The sequence below is a fragment of the Arthrobacter arnarulunnguaqae genome (assembly GCF_051262515.1).
Classification (GTDB): Bacteria; Actinomycetota; Actinomycetes; order Actinomycetales; family Micrococcaceae; genus Arthrobacter_N.
In genome coordinates, this window is the sequence record NZ_JBIMER010000020.1 from 11,457 (window position 1) to 26,501 (window position 15,045).

Below are 15,045 nucleotides of genomic sequence, written 5' to 3' on the forward strand. Positions count from 1 at the left end.
AACTTTACCAGCAAATTTCCGCCGAATGAAATCGGAATGCGCCTCCGTGGCGGAGGCCACATTCACCGGGTCAGCGGTCCAGCCAATGCGCCGCCAACCCGCGCCAGGCGGGACGGAAAGCGTAGACGCAAACCAGCCGGATCCGGGCGGATTCGGTGTAGGCGTCCAACAGTCGGGGGTCGGCACCGAGCGCTTCGGCGGTCCCCACGACACGCATCACGGCGGCGTCCCGCGCCGCCTCCGTGACCACTCCCTGGTCGCGGCGCAGATCCAGATGCGCCAGCAGGTTGCCGAGGTCGAGTTCAACGTCGGCGCGCGCGGCGGTGTCGAAGTCCAGCAGGCCGAGCCGGCCCGTCGCCTCATCGAACAGCAACTGCTTGTCGTGCAGGTCCCGGTGGGCCACCACTTCCCTCCGCGGCGCCCGCACGCCGAGCGCCGCGGAGGCCCGCGCCGCGCGTTCTTCAAATGTCCGGCGCGACGTCGGCGAGAGCCGCAGCGGGTCGTGGTCCACGAGGTGCCCGGTCCAGGTCGCCAGAACGGAACGTTCGTCGCCGACCCCGTGCGCGGGGAGTCCTCCCGCCTCGGAGAGCACCAGCCGCGGCCAGGCCTCCGCCCACGCGTCCCAGGCGCGATTCCACTGGTGCGTGTTCAGCGCGGTCAGGGGCATACCGGGCACGGCGGTGAATTCCACGCACCCCTCGCCGGCCGCCACGACCCCTGGCGCCCGCAATCCTGCCACGGCGGCCTTCTGGCCGAGCCGGCGGGACACGCCAGCCACGGCGGCTTCCTTCCCGGCCCGCAGGACCTTCAGGTAACCGGTTCCCCCCGGACCGTCCACCCTCACCACGGCCCTGCGACCGTATCGGTGCACCACCAGGGTTCCCCGAGACGTGAGTGCGGGCAGCGCGGGATCCGCGGCGTGGGGGAGCAGTTTGGCCGCGCCGCCTCTCCAGCGTCCCGCGCGGACACGGCCCTCCGCGTCGGTCCCCTCGAACGTCTGCGTCCCGTCCGCCTTAGGCCAGGCGCGTTGGACCTCCACCACGCACCCGGCGACCTCCACCCGGCCGGGCAGCACGGGCTGCGCGGAAGGGGGCTGCGCGGAAGCGGGCTGCGCGGAAGTCCTCCGCGCGCGGGGCCCTCCGCCGCGGGCGATGCGTTCAGCCAACTCCAAGCGCTCGAGCACCGCTTCCTCCCATCCCGGGCGGGCCGCGCGGAAAGGCTCCAGGGCCCGCATCATCACGTGCACGCCCGTCCACGCCGCGAGGTTCGAAACACCCCCGCGCTGCCGTGCGTAGGCGTCGGCGAGCGCCGCGGCACACGCGTCTCCGCGGCCGGCCAACAGTTCGACGGCGGCGAAGGACCCGGCGTCCCATCCGGCGGGTCCCATCGCCATCCGATCCAGGTCGATCAGCCGCAGCCCGTCCGACCCGTCCAGCAGCTGATCGGCGGAGAAGTCGCCGTGCAGCGGAACGTCGTCCGCGTCGAGGGATTCGACGGCGCCAAGAAGCCCGGCTGCCGTCGCCCGTGCCAACGATGCGGCTCCCGGGAGCACGTGGGCAACGCCGCGGGTCACGGCCCTGAGGCTCCGCGCGGGGTCGATCCTGCCCGTCGGGCACGCCCCGCTCCCGTGGAGGCCCGCCAGGATGCGGCCCGCCGCGGCGGCCTGGCCAGCCGCCGACGAAGGCTCGGCCGCGCCCCACGCCCCGGCGAGGTCCCCGTATCCGTAGTGCGCATAGACCAGCGTCCGCGCGTCCCGCCCGGGCCGGGGCACGAGTACTGGTACCCCCTTGATCCGCAGCTCGGCCAGCACCGCGGGGAGCCCGTGGAGCGGGTGGATGGTGGTCTTGGAGACACTGCGGCGTCCGTCCGCGGTCCGCGGCAACTCGAGCACCAGGCGCCGCCACGGGTTGTAGTTGAGCACGGTCCCGTTCGGGGAGCCGTCCGCCCGTAGCAGCCGCGCGGCCCGCAGCCCGGCCCGCAGGCGGTTGTCCAGGCCGACCGGGCCGTACATCAGGACGTGTCCGAGGGCGTCCGGCACGGCGGCCTCGAGCAGTTCGAATCCGCGGGCGCGCGCCTTGCGGCGGAGTTTGGCCGCCTTGGCCTGGGCCTCGGGGCCGAAACCGGCGATCCACCGGCCTCCGCCCGGACCCCCGACCCGGCCGATCGTCGAGAACCCCGGCTTGTAGCGCAGGTGGTCGATGCCGACGCCGCGGCACCCGAGCGCGTCCAGGACCTCATCCGACGCCGGGTGAGCGCCGAGCAGGATCCGCGCCGCGGGCAACAACCCGGATTCCGCGGCCTCACGGCTCACGCGGTCACCTCCTGTCCGGCGGTCTCCCGCGATACCCACTCCGCGAAGGTGCCGGAACCCTCGGCCATCAACTCGGCCGGGGTGCCGTCCAGGACAATCCGTCCGCGGTCGAGCCAGACCACCCGGTCCGCGGCGAGGGCGGTTGCGGCGTCGTGCGTGATGCTGATGGTGGTGCGGCCCGTGGTGAGGCGAGACAGGGCCCGGAGCACCAGGCCTGCCGAGGCGGGATCCAGGCCCGTGGTGGCCTCGTCCAACACCACCACCGCGCTGTTGCGAAGCATGGCGCGGGCAATCGCGATGCGCTGGCGCTGGCCCCCGGAGAGGGTCCCGCCGCGCTCGCCCAGCACCGTGTCGTATCCCTCCGGGAACTCGTGGATGAAGTCGTGGGCCTGGGCCCGTCGGGCCGCGTCCATGATCTCCTCGTCCGTGGCGTCCAGGCGCCCGTAGCGGATGTTCTCGCGGATGGTCCCGCTGAACAGGACGGATTCCTGCGGCACCAGGCTGACGTGGGACCGCAGCGAGGCCAGCGTGATCCGCCGGACGTCCAGCCCGTCCAGCGCGACGGAGCCGGCGGAGGGCTCCAGCAGGCGCGACAGCAGGAGCGAGAACGTCGATTTCCCCGAACCCGACGGCCCGACGACGGCGATCCTCTGTCCGGCGGGAATGTCCAGCGACAGGTCCTCCAGAACCTTGTCACCGCCGTAACCGGCCGTGACGTTCCGCAGCGAGACGGCGCCGTCGGCACGGACCAGCGCCTTGGCGCCGGGCGCGTCGGCGATGCCCGCGGGCACGTCGAGCAGGTCCGCCACGCGTTCGCCCGAGGCGGCGGCCCGGGCGATCCGGCCCGTGTACTTGGCCATGTCCCGCAGCGGCTTCATGGCCGTCTTGAGGTAGGTCAGGAAGATGACGAGGTCGCCCGGCGTCATGCCGCCCTGGACCACGCGCCACCCGCCGCCCACCAGGACGACGGCGGTCGCCACGCCGACGATCACGTCCGTCCGCCGTTCGAGTCCGGCCGACAGCCTCTTGGCCCGGACGCCATCGCGCAGCGTCTTGTTGTTGCTGCCCGCGAACCTGCCCTCCAGCTCCTTCTCCAGGCCGAAGGCGTGGACGACGCGCATGGCACCGAGGCTTTCGTGCGCGATGTTGGCCAGTTGCCCCTCGCCCCTGCGGGTCTTGCGGGACGCCCCCGTGATTTTTCCGGTACTTCCGCGCGAACTGAGCAGGTACGCCGCGGCGGCGACGACGACCACGAGCGCCAACAGCGGGTCCAGCCAGAACATCACTCCGGCCATGGCCACCAGCGTCAGCATGTTGGCCAGCATCGGCAGCCCGGCGGTGACCGCGACCTCTTGGAGCTTCCCGACGTCGCCGACGAGCCGCTGCACGGTGTCTCCGGTCTTGGCGCCGGAATGGTAGGTGCCGGAGAGCGACTGCACGTGCGCGAACACGCGTTGGCGCAGCGCCGTGGCGACCCGGGACCCGGCGAGCGCGAACGCCACGGTGGCCAGGTAGTTGGCCAGGGCCCGCAGGCCGACGATCACGACGACGGCGGCGCCGCAGGTGAGCATCAGCGACAGGGTGGCGGCCGGGACCGAGGCGCCGAGTTCCGCGCCGAGGCTTTGCGACACGGCGTCCACGACGAACTTCGTGGGCCAGGGTTCGAGCACCCGGAAGGCCACCTCGAAGATCAGGGCGACGACGCCGCCCGCCATGAGTTTCCGGTGACCCGGCAGGTGCGGCCGCAGGACGGTCAGGGTGCGGCGGAACGGCCCGGGCTGGCGCGGGCTCACGTCAGGGCCCCCTCGGGGACGCGTCGCGCCGTCGGGATCGGCTCGATTCCTTGGAGGGTCCGCTCCAGCACGCGTTCCCAGCCGTGTTCGGCGACCGCCTCTTGGCGCGCGTTGCCGCCGAGTTCCGCGCGCCGGCCGGGATCGGCGGCGAGCGCGTCCAGCGCGTGGGCGAGCGCACCGGCGTCGGACGGTTCGACCAGCACTCCGGTGCGGCCGTCGCGGACGATGCCGGGCACCTGACCGACCCTGCTGGCGACGACCGGCAGGCCGGCGGCCAGGTACTCGTAGATCTTCAGCGGGGAGAAATAGGACTCCTGCGCGGACGCCTGGGGATACGGCGCGACGGCGATGTCGGCACCCGACAGCAGCCCGCCGACGGAGCCCGGTTCCACGGCACCGACGAAATCGATCCGGGAGTTGGCTGCGGGGCCGTGCGCCCGGGCACGGTCGCGCAGTTCGCCGGCCTGGGGTCCGTCTCCGACGATGGCCAGCCGCCACTGCCCCGCCGAACACGCGACCGCATCCACGAGCGTCTCCACACCGTGCCACGGCTTGAGCGTTCCGACGAACACCACGGTTGGTCCTGAGTTGGTGCTCGCCGGATGCGGTCCGCGCGGGCGGATCCTGTCCGTGTTCACGCCGTTGGAAACGACGGCGACCCGGTCCTCGGCGGACTCGCCGACATGGGTGCGCACCCATGCGGCGACCGGTTCGGAGACGCACACGGTCCGGACCGCGGCGCCGGCTTGGCGCCGCAGCGCCGCCCACGCCTCGTCCTCCAGCACCAGTTCACGGTGTGTCCGCTGCTCGTCGATCAGCGGCGCGTTGACCTCGAGGATCCCCGGGATCCCGTCGGTTTCGGCGAGCGAAGCCAGGACCGTGCTGAAAAGGCTGTACCGCTCGTAGACAAGGTCGGCGCCGTCCGCCGCGATGCGCTCGGCCATCTGGCGCGACGCGGCCAGCTGCGCGTGCTCGCGCCCTGCCGCCGTGCCGGAACGAATCGGCACCTCCACGACGTCAAGGTCCGCGAGGTCCGCCGGGACGTGGGAGCCGGTGCGCGTGCAATAGAGGCGGACGTCCGCGCCACGGGCTCGCAGGGCCCGGACGATCTCCTGCACGTGCACCGACGCGCCCTTGGTGCCGAAGAACGGAATGCCGGGATCCACGCAGGCATAGGCCACGCGCAACCCTGCGATGTCCGCCGCTGAGGACGCGGAGGGTGCGGAGGGGGACGGTGCGGGAGACGGGGAAAGCGCGGCGGGGGGAGACGGCTGCGCGGCGGGGACGCCGATGGGCGCGCCGGCGCGGTCCTCCAATGCGGCCAGGGCGCGCGCCTGTCCGGCGGAATCGAACCGTCGCTCCACCAGATCCCGGGCCGCGCGCGCCACCTCGCGGCGCGGAAAACCGGGCTCCGCCGTCCGGGCCAGCGCGCGGGCCAGCGCCTCGGCGTCGTCCGGTGGGAGCAGGACGCCGGTGGCGGGACCGCCGTCGCCGTCGTGGATGGCTTCGGGGATGCCGGTCACCGCCGTGGCGACGCAGGTGACGCCCATGGCCATCGCCTCCAGCAGGACGGTCGGCAGGCCGTCCGCGTTGCCGTCGGCGCCCACGGTGCAGGGCGCCGCGAAGACATCGGCCCATTCAAGCAGGGCGCGCACCTCCGCCTGGGTCTGCGGACCGAGCAGCCGGGCGGTGTTCCGCACACCCGACGCCGGGGAGGCGCCGGCAGCCGGGTCCGGGGCGGCGCCGCCGTCCGCCGGCGGTGGGCCGCCGAGTCCCCGGCGCGCAATGTGCTCCGCGAGATCGGCGGCCAGCTCGCCGTCCCCGGCGATCCGGACGTCGGCCGCGACTCCGCGCTCGGCGAGTGCGGCGACGGCGTCGAGGAGCCGGGAGAAGCCCTTCTTCTCGACCAAACGTCCGACGGCGGCGATCCGCAGGCGACCGCCGGGGGTCCGCGGTTCGCGGAAGGGGAACCGTTCCAGCTCCAACCCGTTGTACAGCAGGTGCGTGCGCTCCGCGAGGTCCGGATACTGCCCCGCCAAGTGCCCCAGATTGAATCGGCTGATGGTCACGGTGTGGGACGCCCGGCGCAGGGTCGTCCCCAATCGCTCCGGGTCGACGGAATCGTGGAACAGGTCCTTTGCGTGGGTCGTCACGGAGAATGTGATGCCCGCCAGTTCCGCGGCGATTTCCGCGGTCCGGCCGGCGACCGACCCGAAGTGGGCGTGGAGGTGCGTCAGGCCGGCCCGGGTGGCGGAGGTCGCCAACGCGATCCCCTGGTGGACCTCGGTGGGATCGTAGCCGGACAGCTCGGGCAGCAACGCGGCGTAGCGGTCCGCGAAGCCCGGAACGGTGCGCGTGGCGTCCGCCACCAGCCCCCACCCCTCGGAAAGCTTGACCGGTTTGGGAACGAACTCCACGGGTGCCTGGACGCGTGCCAGCTCGGGGTGGAACCGCGCGTCCGTGCTGTGCCGGAGTGCGAAGATCCGCAGGGTCTCTCCCGCGGCCTCCCTGGCCAGGATCTCGGTCACGATGAACGTTTCGGAGAAGCGCGGATAGACCTTGAGCACGTATCCGGTGCGCCGGGGGTTAGACGGCAACATGGGCGAGTTCCTCTCGTGTGGTCCCGGAATCGTCCGGGGCGGGAAGGGGCGTGGCCGCGGCGACGAGGCGGACGGCGTGGCGGGCAATCGCGGTCAGCCCGTCCAGCCTGATCGTGCCGCGTGCCTCCGACTGGGCACGGGCCTCGTGCCGTTCGGGGGCCTCCCGCCGGAGGCCCCTGTCCGACTCGGAGCGGCCGGCGGGGACCGCGTCGGCGAACCACCCGCCGATCGACTCTGCGTCCACGACGTCGGGCGGCAGTAAACGCACGGCCCCGCGGCGTTCGAGGGACCGGGCGCGGATCAGCTGCTCCGTCCGCGGAGCAATCCGCGGGACGACGAGGGCGGGCGTCGCGGACCCCAGCACCTCGCACACCGTGTTGTAGCCGCCCATCACGACGACGGCGGCCGCCGACCTGATGTAGGACAGCCCGTCCGGAACGGAGGCGACGACGCGGGTTCCCGGCGCCGCCGCGGCCCGGACCTTCTCGCGCTGTGCCCTGGGCATCTGGGGCCCCGTGACCACCAGGTGCCGGTGCCCGTCGGGGACGGCCGCGGCGGCCGCCGCGGCGGTCAGTCCGTAACCGTCGGAACCACCGCCGGCCATGGTCAGCACATAGGGGCGGTCCACGGCGTCGGCCGGTTCGGAGCAGTGGCGACCGGCGGACAGATAGCCGGTGTACCGGATGCGACCGGCCAGCGCCCGCGGGACCTCGCCCGCCGCGACGGGGTCGTGGATGCCCTCGTCGCCGTAGACCCAAACCTCGTCGAAGGTGTCACAGACGCGCTCGACACCCACGCGAGCCCACTCCGCGGAGGCCGTGGCCGGGTCGTCGAGAACCTCGCGGAGCCCCAGGACAAGGCGGCAGCCGGGATTGTCGCGCCGCAGGTTGGACAGCGGCGCGGAGAGTTCGCCATCGATGCCGAAGGCGTGCCGGTCCACCACCACGACGTGCGGACGGAAGGACTGCAGGACGCCGTCGACCACGGACGAGCGCACGTCCATCAAACGATCCATGCCCACGTTCAGCGTACGCGGGGCATACCGTCCGTCGCGCTTGTGGATGCCCGGCATCAGCACCCAATCCCAGCCCTCCGGCGTCGGATAACCGGTGGCGGTCCGTTCGCCGGTCATGAGCAGCCCCGAGACCCGGCGTCCCGTGGCGCCCGGCAGGGCCTCGTTCAGCGCGTGCGCGATGGCCAGGTTGCGGCGGGTGTGCCCGAGCCCCACGGAATCATGGGAATAGAGGGCCACCCGGAGGCCAGGTTGGTGCTGAGTGCTTGCCATGGGAAACAGCCTGCCTACGGAAGATGAGTCGAAGATGAACATCAGATGAAAAGGTTCTCATCTAATGTTCGACAAGAGTCTAATGTTCGACAAGAGGCGCAAAAAAGCCCGGCCGGACACGTCTGCACGTGTCCGGCCGGACCCTAGGGCATGTTTCTAGTAGCTGCGGCCGCCGCGGGCGCCGTCGAACCCGCGGGCACCCGTGCGGGGCTTGCGCGATCCGCCGAAGCCGCCGCCGCCGGAGCGCTCGCCGCGCTCGGGGCGCTCGCCCTGCCGACGCTCGCCGCGGTCGTTGCCGCCCTCTTCACGCTTGCGGAACCCGCCGCCGCCTCCGCGACCGCCGCCGAAGCCGCCCGAACGGGGGCCGGACTCGCGCTCGCTGCGCGGGGTGCGACCGTTGTCCAATTCGAGGCGTATCAACTCGCCGCCGATACGCGTCTTGGACAGTGCCTGCCACTGGTCCTGGGACAGCTCGGCCGGAAGCTCCACCAGGGTGTGGTCGGCCCGGATGTCGATGCCGCCGATGTCGGCGGAGCTGAAGCCACCCTCGTTGGCGAGCGCACCGACGATCGAGCCGGGCATCACGCGCTGGCGTCGTCCGACGGAGATGCGGTACGTCGCATTGCCCTCGGTGAGCGAGCGCGACGGACCCCGGGAACCGAAGCCGTCCTTGGCGCCCTTCATGGCGCGGGCCTGCTTGGCCGGTGGCGTCGGCATTTCCTCCATGAGGAGCGGACGGCCGCCCTGCGCCATGTGCGCCAGCGCCGCGGCGATCTCGGTCGCGGTGATGTCGTGGTCGGCCTCGAACTTCTCTACGAGACCGCGGAAGACGGTCAGGTCCTCGGAACCGAGGGTTTCCGTGATCCGCTCGGCGAACTTGGCCAGCCGCTTGTCGTTGACGACGTCGACGCTGGGCAGGTGCATGAGCTCGACCGGCTGGCGCGTGGCCTTCTCGATCGCGCGCAGCAGGTACTTCTCGCGCGGGGTCATGAACAGGATCGCGTCGCCGGAGCGGCCGGCGCGGCCCGTGCGGCCGATGCGGTGCACGTAGGACTCGGTGTCGTGCGGGATGTCGAAGTTCACGACGTGGCTGATGCGCTCGACGTCGAGGCCGCGGGCCGCGACGTCGGTGGCGACGAGGATGTCGATCTTGCCCGAGCGAAGGTTCTCGACGGTGCGCTCGCGCTGCTGCTGCGGGATGTCGCCGTTGATGGCGGCAGCCAGGAAGCCGCGGGCCTTGAGCTTGTCGGCGAGGTCCTCGGTGGCCATCTTGGTGCGCACGAAGGCGATGACTCCGTCGAACGGCTCGGCCTCGAGGATGCGGGTCAGCGCGTCCAGCTTGTGCGGGCCCATGACCTGCACGTAGCGCTGGCGGATGTTGGTGCCCGTGGAGGTGCTGGACTTGACCGAGATCTCCTGCGGGTTGCGCAGGTACTGCTTGGCGATGCGGCGGATCGAGGACGGCATGGTGGCGGAGAACAGCACCACCTGCTTGTCCTCGGGGGTGGCCTCGAGGATCTTGTCGACCTCTTCGGCGAAGCCCATGCGGAGCATCTCGTCGGCCTCGTCCAGGACGACGTACTGCAGGTCGGAGAGATCCAGCGAACCCTTGTTGATGTGGTCGATCACGCGGCCGGGCGTGCCGACGACAACCTGGGCGCCGCGGCGCAGGCCGGCGAGCTGCGGGCCGTAGGCCGAGCCGCCGTAGACGGGCAGGACGGTGAAGTCGCCCATGTGCTTGGCGTAGGACGTGAATGCCTCTGCGACCTGGAGCGCGAGCTCGCGGGTCGGGGCGAGGACGAGGACCTGGGTGTTGCGGGCGGTGCCGTTGAGGTCCGCGAGTTCGGCCATCTTGGACAGCGCCGGGAGGGCGAACGCGGCGGTCTTGCCGGTGCCGGTCTGGGCGACGCCGACGACGTCGCGGCCCTCGAGCAGCAGCGGGATGGTGGCGGCCTGGATCGGGGACGGCTTCTCGTAGCCGAGGTCGGTGACGGCGGCGAGCACGCGGGCGTCGATGCCGAGGTCCGTGAACTTCACGGTCTCCTCGGCGGGGGCTTCGGCTTCGGCCGTGTGGTTTTCGGGCATGTCGGAAGACATAGGAAACTACCTCATTCATAGGGGCGGATTCGCGCCACTCGTTCAGGAGTGGCTTCCGCGGCACATTCGGACTTTTCACCTGCTAAGTCCGGCGCTCCCCTATGAAAACCGCCCGATTGACGGGCTCACATGCGATAGCTCTTGCCTCAAATATTGGGCAGGATGCGAGGGAAGCCGGATATCGGCGAACACCTAAGTCTATCCGATGGCGCCCGCTGGTGGGCGGGCGGGTGCTGTGCGCTTGCGCACACGGGGCGCAGGCGGGGTCTAGACGAGCGCGAGGAGCTTGGGCGGCAAGGCCCAGGCACCGGCGTCGTGCCCCTCCCGCAGGACCGCCGCCTGCGCGGGCGCCAGGCCCCGGAACACGTCCCGGACCGTGATTCCGTGCTCCGGACGGTGTTCGACGGCGATCGCGTCGCCGGCGCGGATGGAGCCCTTGCGGGCCACGCGCAGGTAGCAGCCGATGTCGCCGCGCTCGGCGAAGCGCGCCACCCACCGGGGCTCGCCCATGCGCCGCGCGAACGTGGCGCACGGGGTGCGGGGCAGCGTGACCTCCAGGACGACGTCGTTCCCGATCCTCCAGCACTCGCCCACGACGGCGTCCGATGTCTCGACGCCGTCGACGCGGAGGTTTTCGCCGAAGAGACCCGGTTCGATCCCGCGGCCCAGCTCCCCGGCCCAGCGCCGCGCTTCGGCCTCCGAATACGCGTAGACGGCCTGGTCCTCGCCGCCGTGGTGGGCGCGGTCCGTCTGCGTGTCCGCGTAGAGCCCCAGTCGCGCGACCTTGACCGGTCCGTCCACCGGGCGCTTGTCGATCGCGGTGATCCCCACGGGACCGCGGTCCGGGATCAGCTGGTGCACGCGGCACACGGCCTTGAGGACGCCCGGGTTCGATTCCATGGCTCCATGCTACGGCCGCGCCTCGGCTAGGCTCTGCACCGTGAAGAAACTGCCGGGAACCCTGCGTGCCGCCGTCGTCTGGTGGGCCGCCGTGGCCGTCGTCGCCCTCGGTTTCGCCGTGGCGGCGGTGGGCAACGCGCAGCTCGCCTCCGACGGCGACCGGCTTGGCTTCGTGGCGCTGGGCGCCGTGCTCGCGCTGCTGGGGATACTGGTCGGCTATGGCGTCTGGCAGCTGTACCGCGGAAAGCTGGCCGGCCGCGGGACGCTGACGACGTTCGGGCTCATCGGAGGGCTGCCGCTGCTGTTCCGCGGCCCCCGGTTGGGGGTGCTCGCCGTCGGCCTGCTGATCGGGGTGCTGCTGCTCTGGTTGCCGCCGAGCCTCGAGTACTTCAAGGACCAGTCGCGGGCGCTCCGGGCCAAGCGCAAGGCCGAGCGGATCGCCGCCCGCCGCACGCAGCGCCGTTAACCGCGCCGCCGACCCATGGCAAGCCCCGACCTCCGGAAGTGGACATTACCGGGGTTAACTACCTGTGGAATTGTCCACTTCGCGTGGTGGGGAGGCGTGCGACGGCGACCCCGGACGGGGTGTTCCGGGTCACTTTCCGCGTGTTCCGGGGATAGGGTCGACCCACCGCCTTAGCCACCGAGAGGACCAGCACAGTGACCCTGTTTGCCATCACCAACGCCCATGTCGTGCCCATCGAGGGGGAACCGTTCGACGGGACCGTCGTCGTCCGCGACGGGAAGATCTCCGCCGCCGGTGGGGACGTACGCATCCCGGACGGCGCCGACGTGCTGGACGCCGCCGGCCAGTGGCTGCTGCCCGGCTTCATCGACGCGCACGTGCACCTCGGCATGCATCCGGAGGGCGAAAACGGCTCCACCTCGGACGTGAACGAGATGACGGACCCGATCATGGCCGCGGTTCGGGCCATCGACGCAGTCGACCCCTTCGACATCGGCTTCGACGACGCCCTGGCCGGCGGCGTGACGACCGTCAACGTCAACCCGGGCTCGGGCAACCCCGTGGGCGGGCTGGCGGTGGCTCTCCACACGCACGGCCGGTACATCGAGGAGATGGTCCTGCGCTCCCCCAGCGGCCTTAAGTCGGCCCTCGGCGAGAACCCGAAGCGCATCTACGGCGAGCGGAAGCAGACCCCGTCCACCCGGCTGGGCACGGCGATGGTCATCCGGAAGGCGTTCATGGATGCGCGGAACTACATGGCCAAGGCCGATCCAGAGGCCATCGACCCCAAACTCGAGGCCCTAGCCATGGTCCTGCGTCGGGAGATCCCGTGGCGCCAACACTGCCACCGGGCGGACGACATCGCCACGGCGCTGCGGCTCGCCGACGAGTTCGGCTACGAACTGGTCCTGGACCATGGCACGGAGGCGCACGTACTCGGGGACGTCCTCGCCGAACGCGACGTCCCGGTGCTGATCGGACCGCTGTTCACGACGAAGTCCAAGGTGGAGCTGCGAGGCCGGTCACTGGCCAACCCCGGCAAGCTCGCGCGCGCCGGCGTCGAGATCTCGATCATCACCGACCACCCGGTCATCCCGATCCACTTCCTCGTCCACCAGTGCACGCTGGCCGTGAAGGAGGGCCTCGACCCGGCGACGGCCCTGCGGTCCATCACCATCAACCCGGCGCGGGTGCTGGGTCTCGCGGACCGGATCGGGTCGATCGAGGAGGGCAAGGACGCGGACCTGGTCCTGTGGTCCGGGGACCCGCTCGACGTGATGCAGCGCGCGCTGCGCGTCTGGATCGGCGGCCGCCAGGTCATGGAGTACGACGGCGAGGCGCACCTTCCCCGCGTAGCTCCCCGCAGCGCGGCGTAAGGCACCCGCCCCGACTTTTAACCACGCGAAGTGGACATTACCTCGGTTAACGAACCGAGGTAATGTCCACTTCGCGTGGCGGGTGGGAGTGGTTAGGCCGCGGCGGTGGCCAGCATGCCCGCGCGGACCCCGGCGAAGCTCTTGGTCCACGGAACCAGCTGGTCCAGGACGGGCGCGAGGGACTCGGCCTGCTGGTCGGTCGGCTTGAAGGTCGCGAACTCCTCGAAGTCGGCGAAGAGGGAGAACATGCCGGCCTTCTGGACGTGGGCGACCTGCAGCTCGGACAGCACGTGGCGCAGGTGCTCCACCGAGCGGGCGCCAAACGCGGAGCCGTAGGCCACGATGCCGGCGGCCTTGTTGTTGAACTCGGCGTTCACGAAGGACAGCGCGTTGGCCAGCGCCGGCGACACGGAGTGGTTGTACTCCGGCGTGACGAACACGTAGCCGTCGAACTCGGCGATCTTCGCGGCGAAGGCGATCGTGTGGTCCTTCTCGTAGTTCTGGTAGGCGGCCGGGTAGGCCTCGTCCAACAGGGGCAGCTTGAAGTCTGCGATGTCCACGAGTTCGTACACCGCGTCGCCGCGCTGCCGGGCCTGGGCGAGGACCCATTCGGCCACGCCGAGGTTCACGCGGTTCGGGCGGGTGGATCCGGTGACGACGGCGATGCGAGGCAGGCCTTCCGGCGCGGTCGCCGCCGCGACGGGTGCCGCGGGCGCGACGTCGGCCGGAGCCGACTGCGCCGGGACACCGGCGGCGTGGGCGCCGGCCGCAGGGGTGGACTTGCGGAAGAGCTTCGAGAACCAGGACATGTGCAACCTCCGGGGAGCCTAGGAATTAATAATTGAACTTTCAATTACCTTAGGGCAATACAAGTGAACCGTCAACCTTTGTCTCTCCGCGGCCCGCGCCGCAACATCCCCCTGAACCCCGCGAAGTGGACGGTTCCACGGGTTACAACGCGTGGAACCGTCCACTTCGCGAGGTGGCGGGGGTGGCGGGGGTGGCTGGGGCGGGGCGGCGGGTGGGCAGGGCGGGCGGGGCGGGCGGGGGTTAGAGCTGGGCAAACGCCTGCTCGAGGTCCGCGATGAGGTCCTCGGCGTCCTCGATGCCGCAGGAGAGGCGCAGCAGGTTAACCGGGACGGCCAGTTCGGTGCCCTTGACGGACGCGTGCGTCATCTCCGAGGGGTAGTTCATCAGTGATTCGATGCCGCCGAGGGACTCGGCCAGCGTGAACAGGCGGGTCGCCTCGGCGATCTTCCGCGCCGCGGCCTCGCCGCCGGTGAACTGCACCGAGACCATGCCGCCGAAGCCGCGCATCTGCCGCTTCGCCAGGTCGTGCCCAGGGTGGTCGGGCAGCCCCGGGTACAGCACCTTCTCCACCTCGGGCCGCGTGAGCAGCCACTCGGCGACGGCCTGGCCGTTGGCGGAGTGGCGGTCCATGCGCACGCCCAGGGTCTTGAGTCCGCGCGTGGTCAGGAACGCGTCCAGCGGTCCCGAGACGGCGCCGACGGCGAACTGGATGAACCCGATCTTCTCCGCCAGCCCGTCGTCGTTGGCCACGACGGCGCCGCCGACGACGTCGGAGTGGCCGCCGATGTACTTGGTGGTGGAGTGCACCACGATGTCCGCACCGAGGTCCAGCGGCTGCTGCAGGTACGGCGACGCGAAGGTGTTGTCCACGACCAGGAGGGCCCCGGCGTCGTGCGTGATCTTGGCGATCGCCTCGATGTCGCTGATCTTCATCATCGGATTCGACGGCGTTTCCAGCCACACGAGCTTCGTCGGGTTCGCCTCGACGGCGGTCCGCACGGCGTCGAGGTCGGACATGTCCACCGGCTTGTTCCCGATGCCCCACTCCCCCAGGACGCGGTTGATGAGCCGGTAGGTGCCGCCGTACGCGTCGTTGCCGAGCACGATGTGGTCGCCGGGGCGGGTCAGCGCGCGGATGATCGCGTCCTCGGCGGCGAGCCCCGAGGAGAAGGAGAACGCGTGCCGGCCGTTTTCGACGCCCGCGAGCTGCTGCTGCAACGAGTCGCGCGTCGGGTTGGTCCCGCGCCCGTACTCGTAGCCCTCGCGCAGGCCGCCGATACCGTCCTGCGCGTAGGTGGTGGAGAAGTGCACCGGGGGAACGACTGCGCCGGTACGCGGCTCGAAGTCCTGCCCGGCGTGGACGGCGCGGGTGTTGAAGCCAGTGGTGGGGTTGCTCATCGAACGCTC

Annotated in this window: 10 protein-coding genes; 2 read left to right on the forward strand and 8 right to left on the reverse strand. The window is 71.2% G+C overall.

Annotated elements, in window-relative coordinates; translation table 11 throughout:
• Positions 1 to 70: 70 nt before the first annotated feature.
• The 6 genes from ACHAAJ_RS13910 to ACHAAJ_RS13935 all read right to left on the reverse strand — a co-directional run bounded on the left by ACHAAJ_RS13910 (position 71) and on the right by ACHAAJ_RS13935 (position 10,986).
• Entirely contained in the window at positions 71 to 2,311 is a 2,241-nt protein-coding gene (locus tag ACHAAJ_RS13910) for a phosphotransferase (protein ID WP_435728789.1), read from the reverse strand.
• Complete coding sequence (locus ACHAAJ_RS13915) at positions 2,308 to 4,104, reverse strand: ABC transporter ATP-binding protein (protein ID WP_435728791.1); 1,797 nt, start codon at positions 4,102 to 4,104, stop codon at positions 2,308 to 2,310. Before ACHAAJ_RS13915 ends, ACHAAJ_RS13910 begins: the two co-directional genes overlap by 4 nt.
• Positions 4,101 to 6,704 carry a glycosyltransferase gene (locus tag ACHAAJ_RS13920; RefSeq protein WP_435728793.1) on the reverse strand — a complete coding sequence of 868 codons (2,604 nt, stop codon included), beginning with the start codon at positions 6,702 to 6,704 and terminating at the stop codon, positions 4,101 to 4,103. The genes ACHAAJ_RS13915 and ACHAAJ_RS13920 overlap by 4 nt, the downstream gene beginning before the upstream one ends.
• Positions 6,691 to 7,989 carry a glycosyltransferase family protein gene (locus ACHAAJ_RS13925; RefSeq protein ID WP_435728794.1) on the reverse strand — a complete coding sequence of 433 codons (1,299 nt, stop codon included), beginning with the start codon at positions 7,987 to 7,989 and terminating at the stop codon, positions 6,691 to 6,693. Before ACHAAJ_RS13925 ends, ACHAAJ_RS13920 begins: the two co-directional genes overlap by 14 nt.
• A 156-nt stretch (positions 7,990 to 8,145) precedes the next feature.
• Entirely contained in the window at positions 8,146 to 10,086 is a 1,941-nt protein-coding gene (locus ACHAAJ_RS13930; protein WP_435728795.1) for a DEAD/DEAH box helicase, read from the reverse strand.
• A 267-nt stretch (positions 10,087 to 10,353) separates the two neighbouring features.
• Positions 10,354 to 10,986: an MOSC domain-containing protein gene (locus tag ACHAAJ_RS13935; protein WP_435728797.1), complete on the reverse strand. Its 633-nt coding sequence runs from the start codon at positions 10,984 to 10,986 to the stop codon at positions 10,354 to 10,356.
• A 40-nt stretch (positions 10,987 to 11,026) separates the two neighbouring features.
• Here ACHAAJ_RS13935 and ACHAAJ_RS13940 point away from each other — a divergent pair, with 40 nt between their 5' ends.
• Positions 11,027 to 11,452, forward strand: coding sequence for a hypothetical protein (locus ACHAAJ_RS13940; protein ID WP_435728798.1), 426 nt, complete (start codon positions 11,027 to 11,029; stop codon positions 11,450 to 11,452).
• A 194-nt stretch (positions 11,453 to 11,646) separates the two neighbouring features.
• The gene (locus ACHAAJ_RS13945; RefSeq protein WP_435728800.1) at positions 11,647 to 12,828 is read left to right on the forward strand and encodes an amidohydrolase; all 1,182 of its coding nucleotides are present in this window, start codon (positions 11,647 to 11,649) and stop codon (positions 12,826 to 12,828) included.
• Positions 12,829 to 12,920: 92 nt separating this feature from the next.
• On the opposite strand, the gene ACHAAJ_RS13950 is transcribed toward ACHAAJ_RS13945, so the two are convergent.
• Together ACHAAJ_RS13950 and ACHAAJ_RS13955 are read right to left on the reverse strand one after the other, a co-directional pair.
• Positions 12,921 to 13,502 carry an NADPH-dependent FMN reductase gene (locus ACHAAJ_RS13950; protein WP_435728815.1) on the reverse strand — a complete coding sequence of 194 codons (582 nt, stop codon included), beginning with the start codon at positions 13,500 to 13,502 and terminating at the stop codon, positions 12,921 to 12,923.
• Between the two features lie 376 nt (positions 13,503 to 13,878).
• Positions 13,879 to 15,036: a cystathionine gamma-synthase gene (locus ACHAAJ_RS13955; RefSeq protein ID WP_435728801.1), complete on the reverse strand. Its 1,158-nt coding sequence runs from the start codon at positions 15,034 to 15,036 to the stop codon at positions 13,879 to 13,881.
• Positions 15,037 to 15,045: the final 9 nt, after the last annotated feature.

What these genes read in the sequence shown, in the direction of transcription:
- ACHAAJ_RS13925 (WP_435728794.1), bottom strand. Translation starts at nt 7,989, where the DNA reads ATGGCAAGCACTCAGCACCAACCTGGCCTCCGGGTGGCCCTCTATTCC.
- ACHAAJ_RS13955 (WP_435728801.1), bottom strand. Translation starts at nt 15,036, where the DNA reads ATGAGCAACCCCACCACTGGCTTCAACACCCGCGCCGTCCACGCCGGG.
- ACHAAJ_RS13930 (WP_435728795.1), bottom strand. Translation starts at nt 10,086, where the DNA reads ATGTCTTCCGACATGCCCGAAAACCACACGGCCGAAGCCGAAGCCCCC.
- ACHAAJ_RS13920 (WP_435728793.1), bottom strand. Translation starts at nt 6,704, where the DNA reads ATGTTGCCGTCTAACCCCCGGCGCACCGGATACGTGCTCAAGGTCTAT.
- ACHAAJ_RS13935 (WP_435728797.1), bottom strand. Translation starts at nt 10,986, where the DNA reads ATGGAATCGAACCCGGGCGTCCTCAAGGCCGTGTGCCGCGTGCACCAG.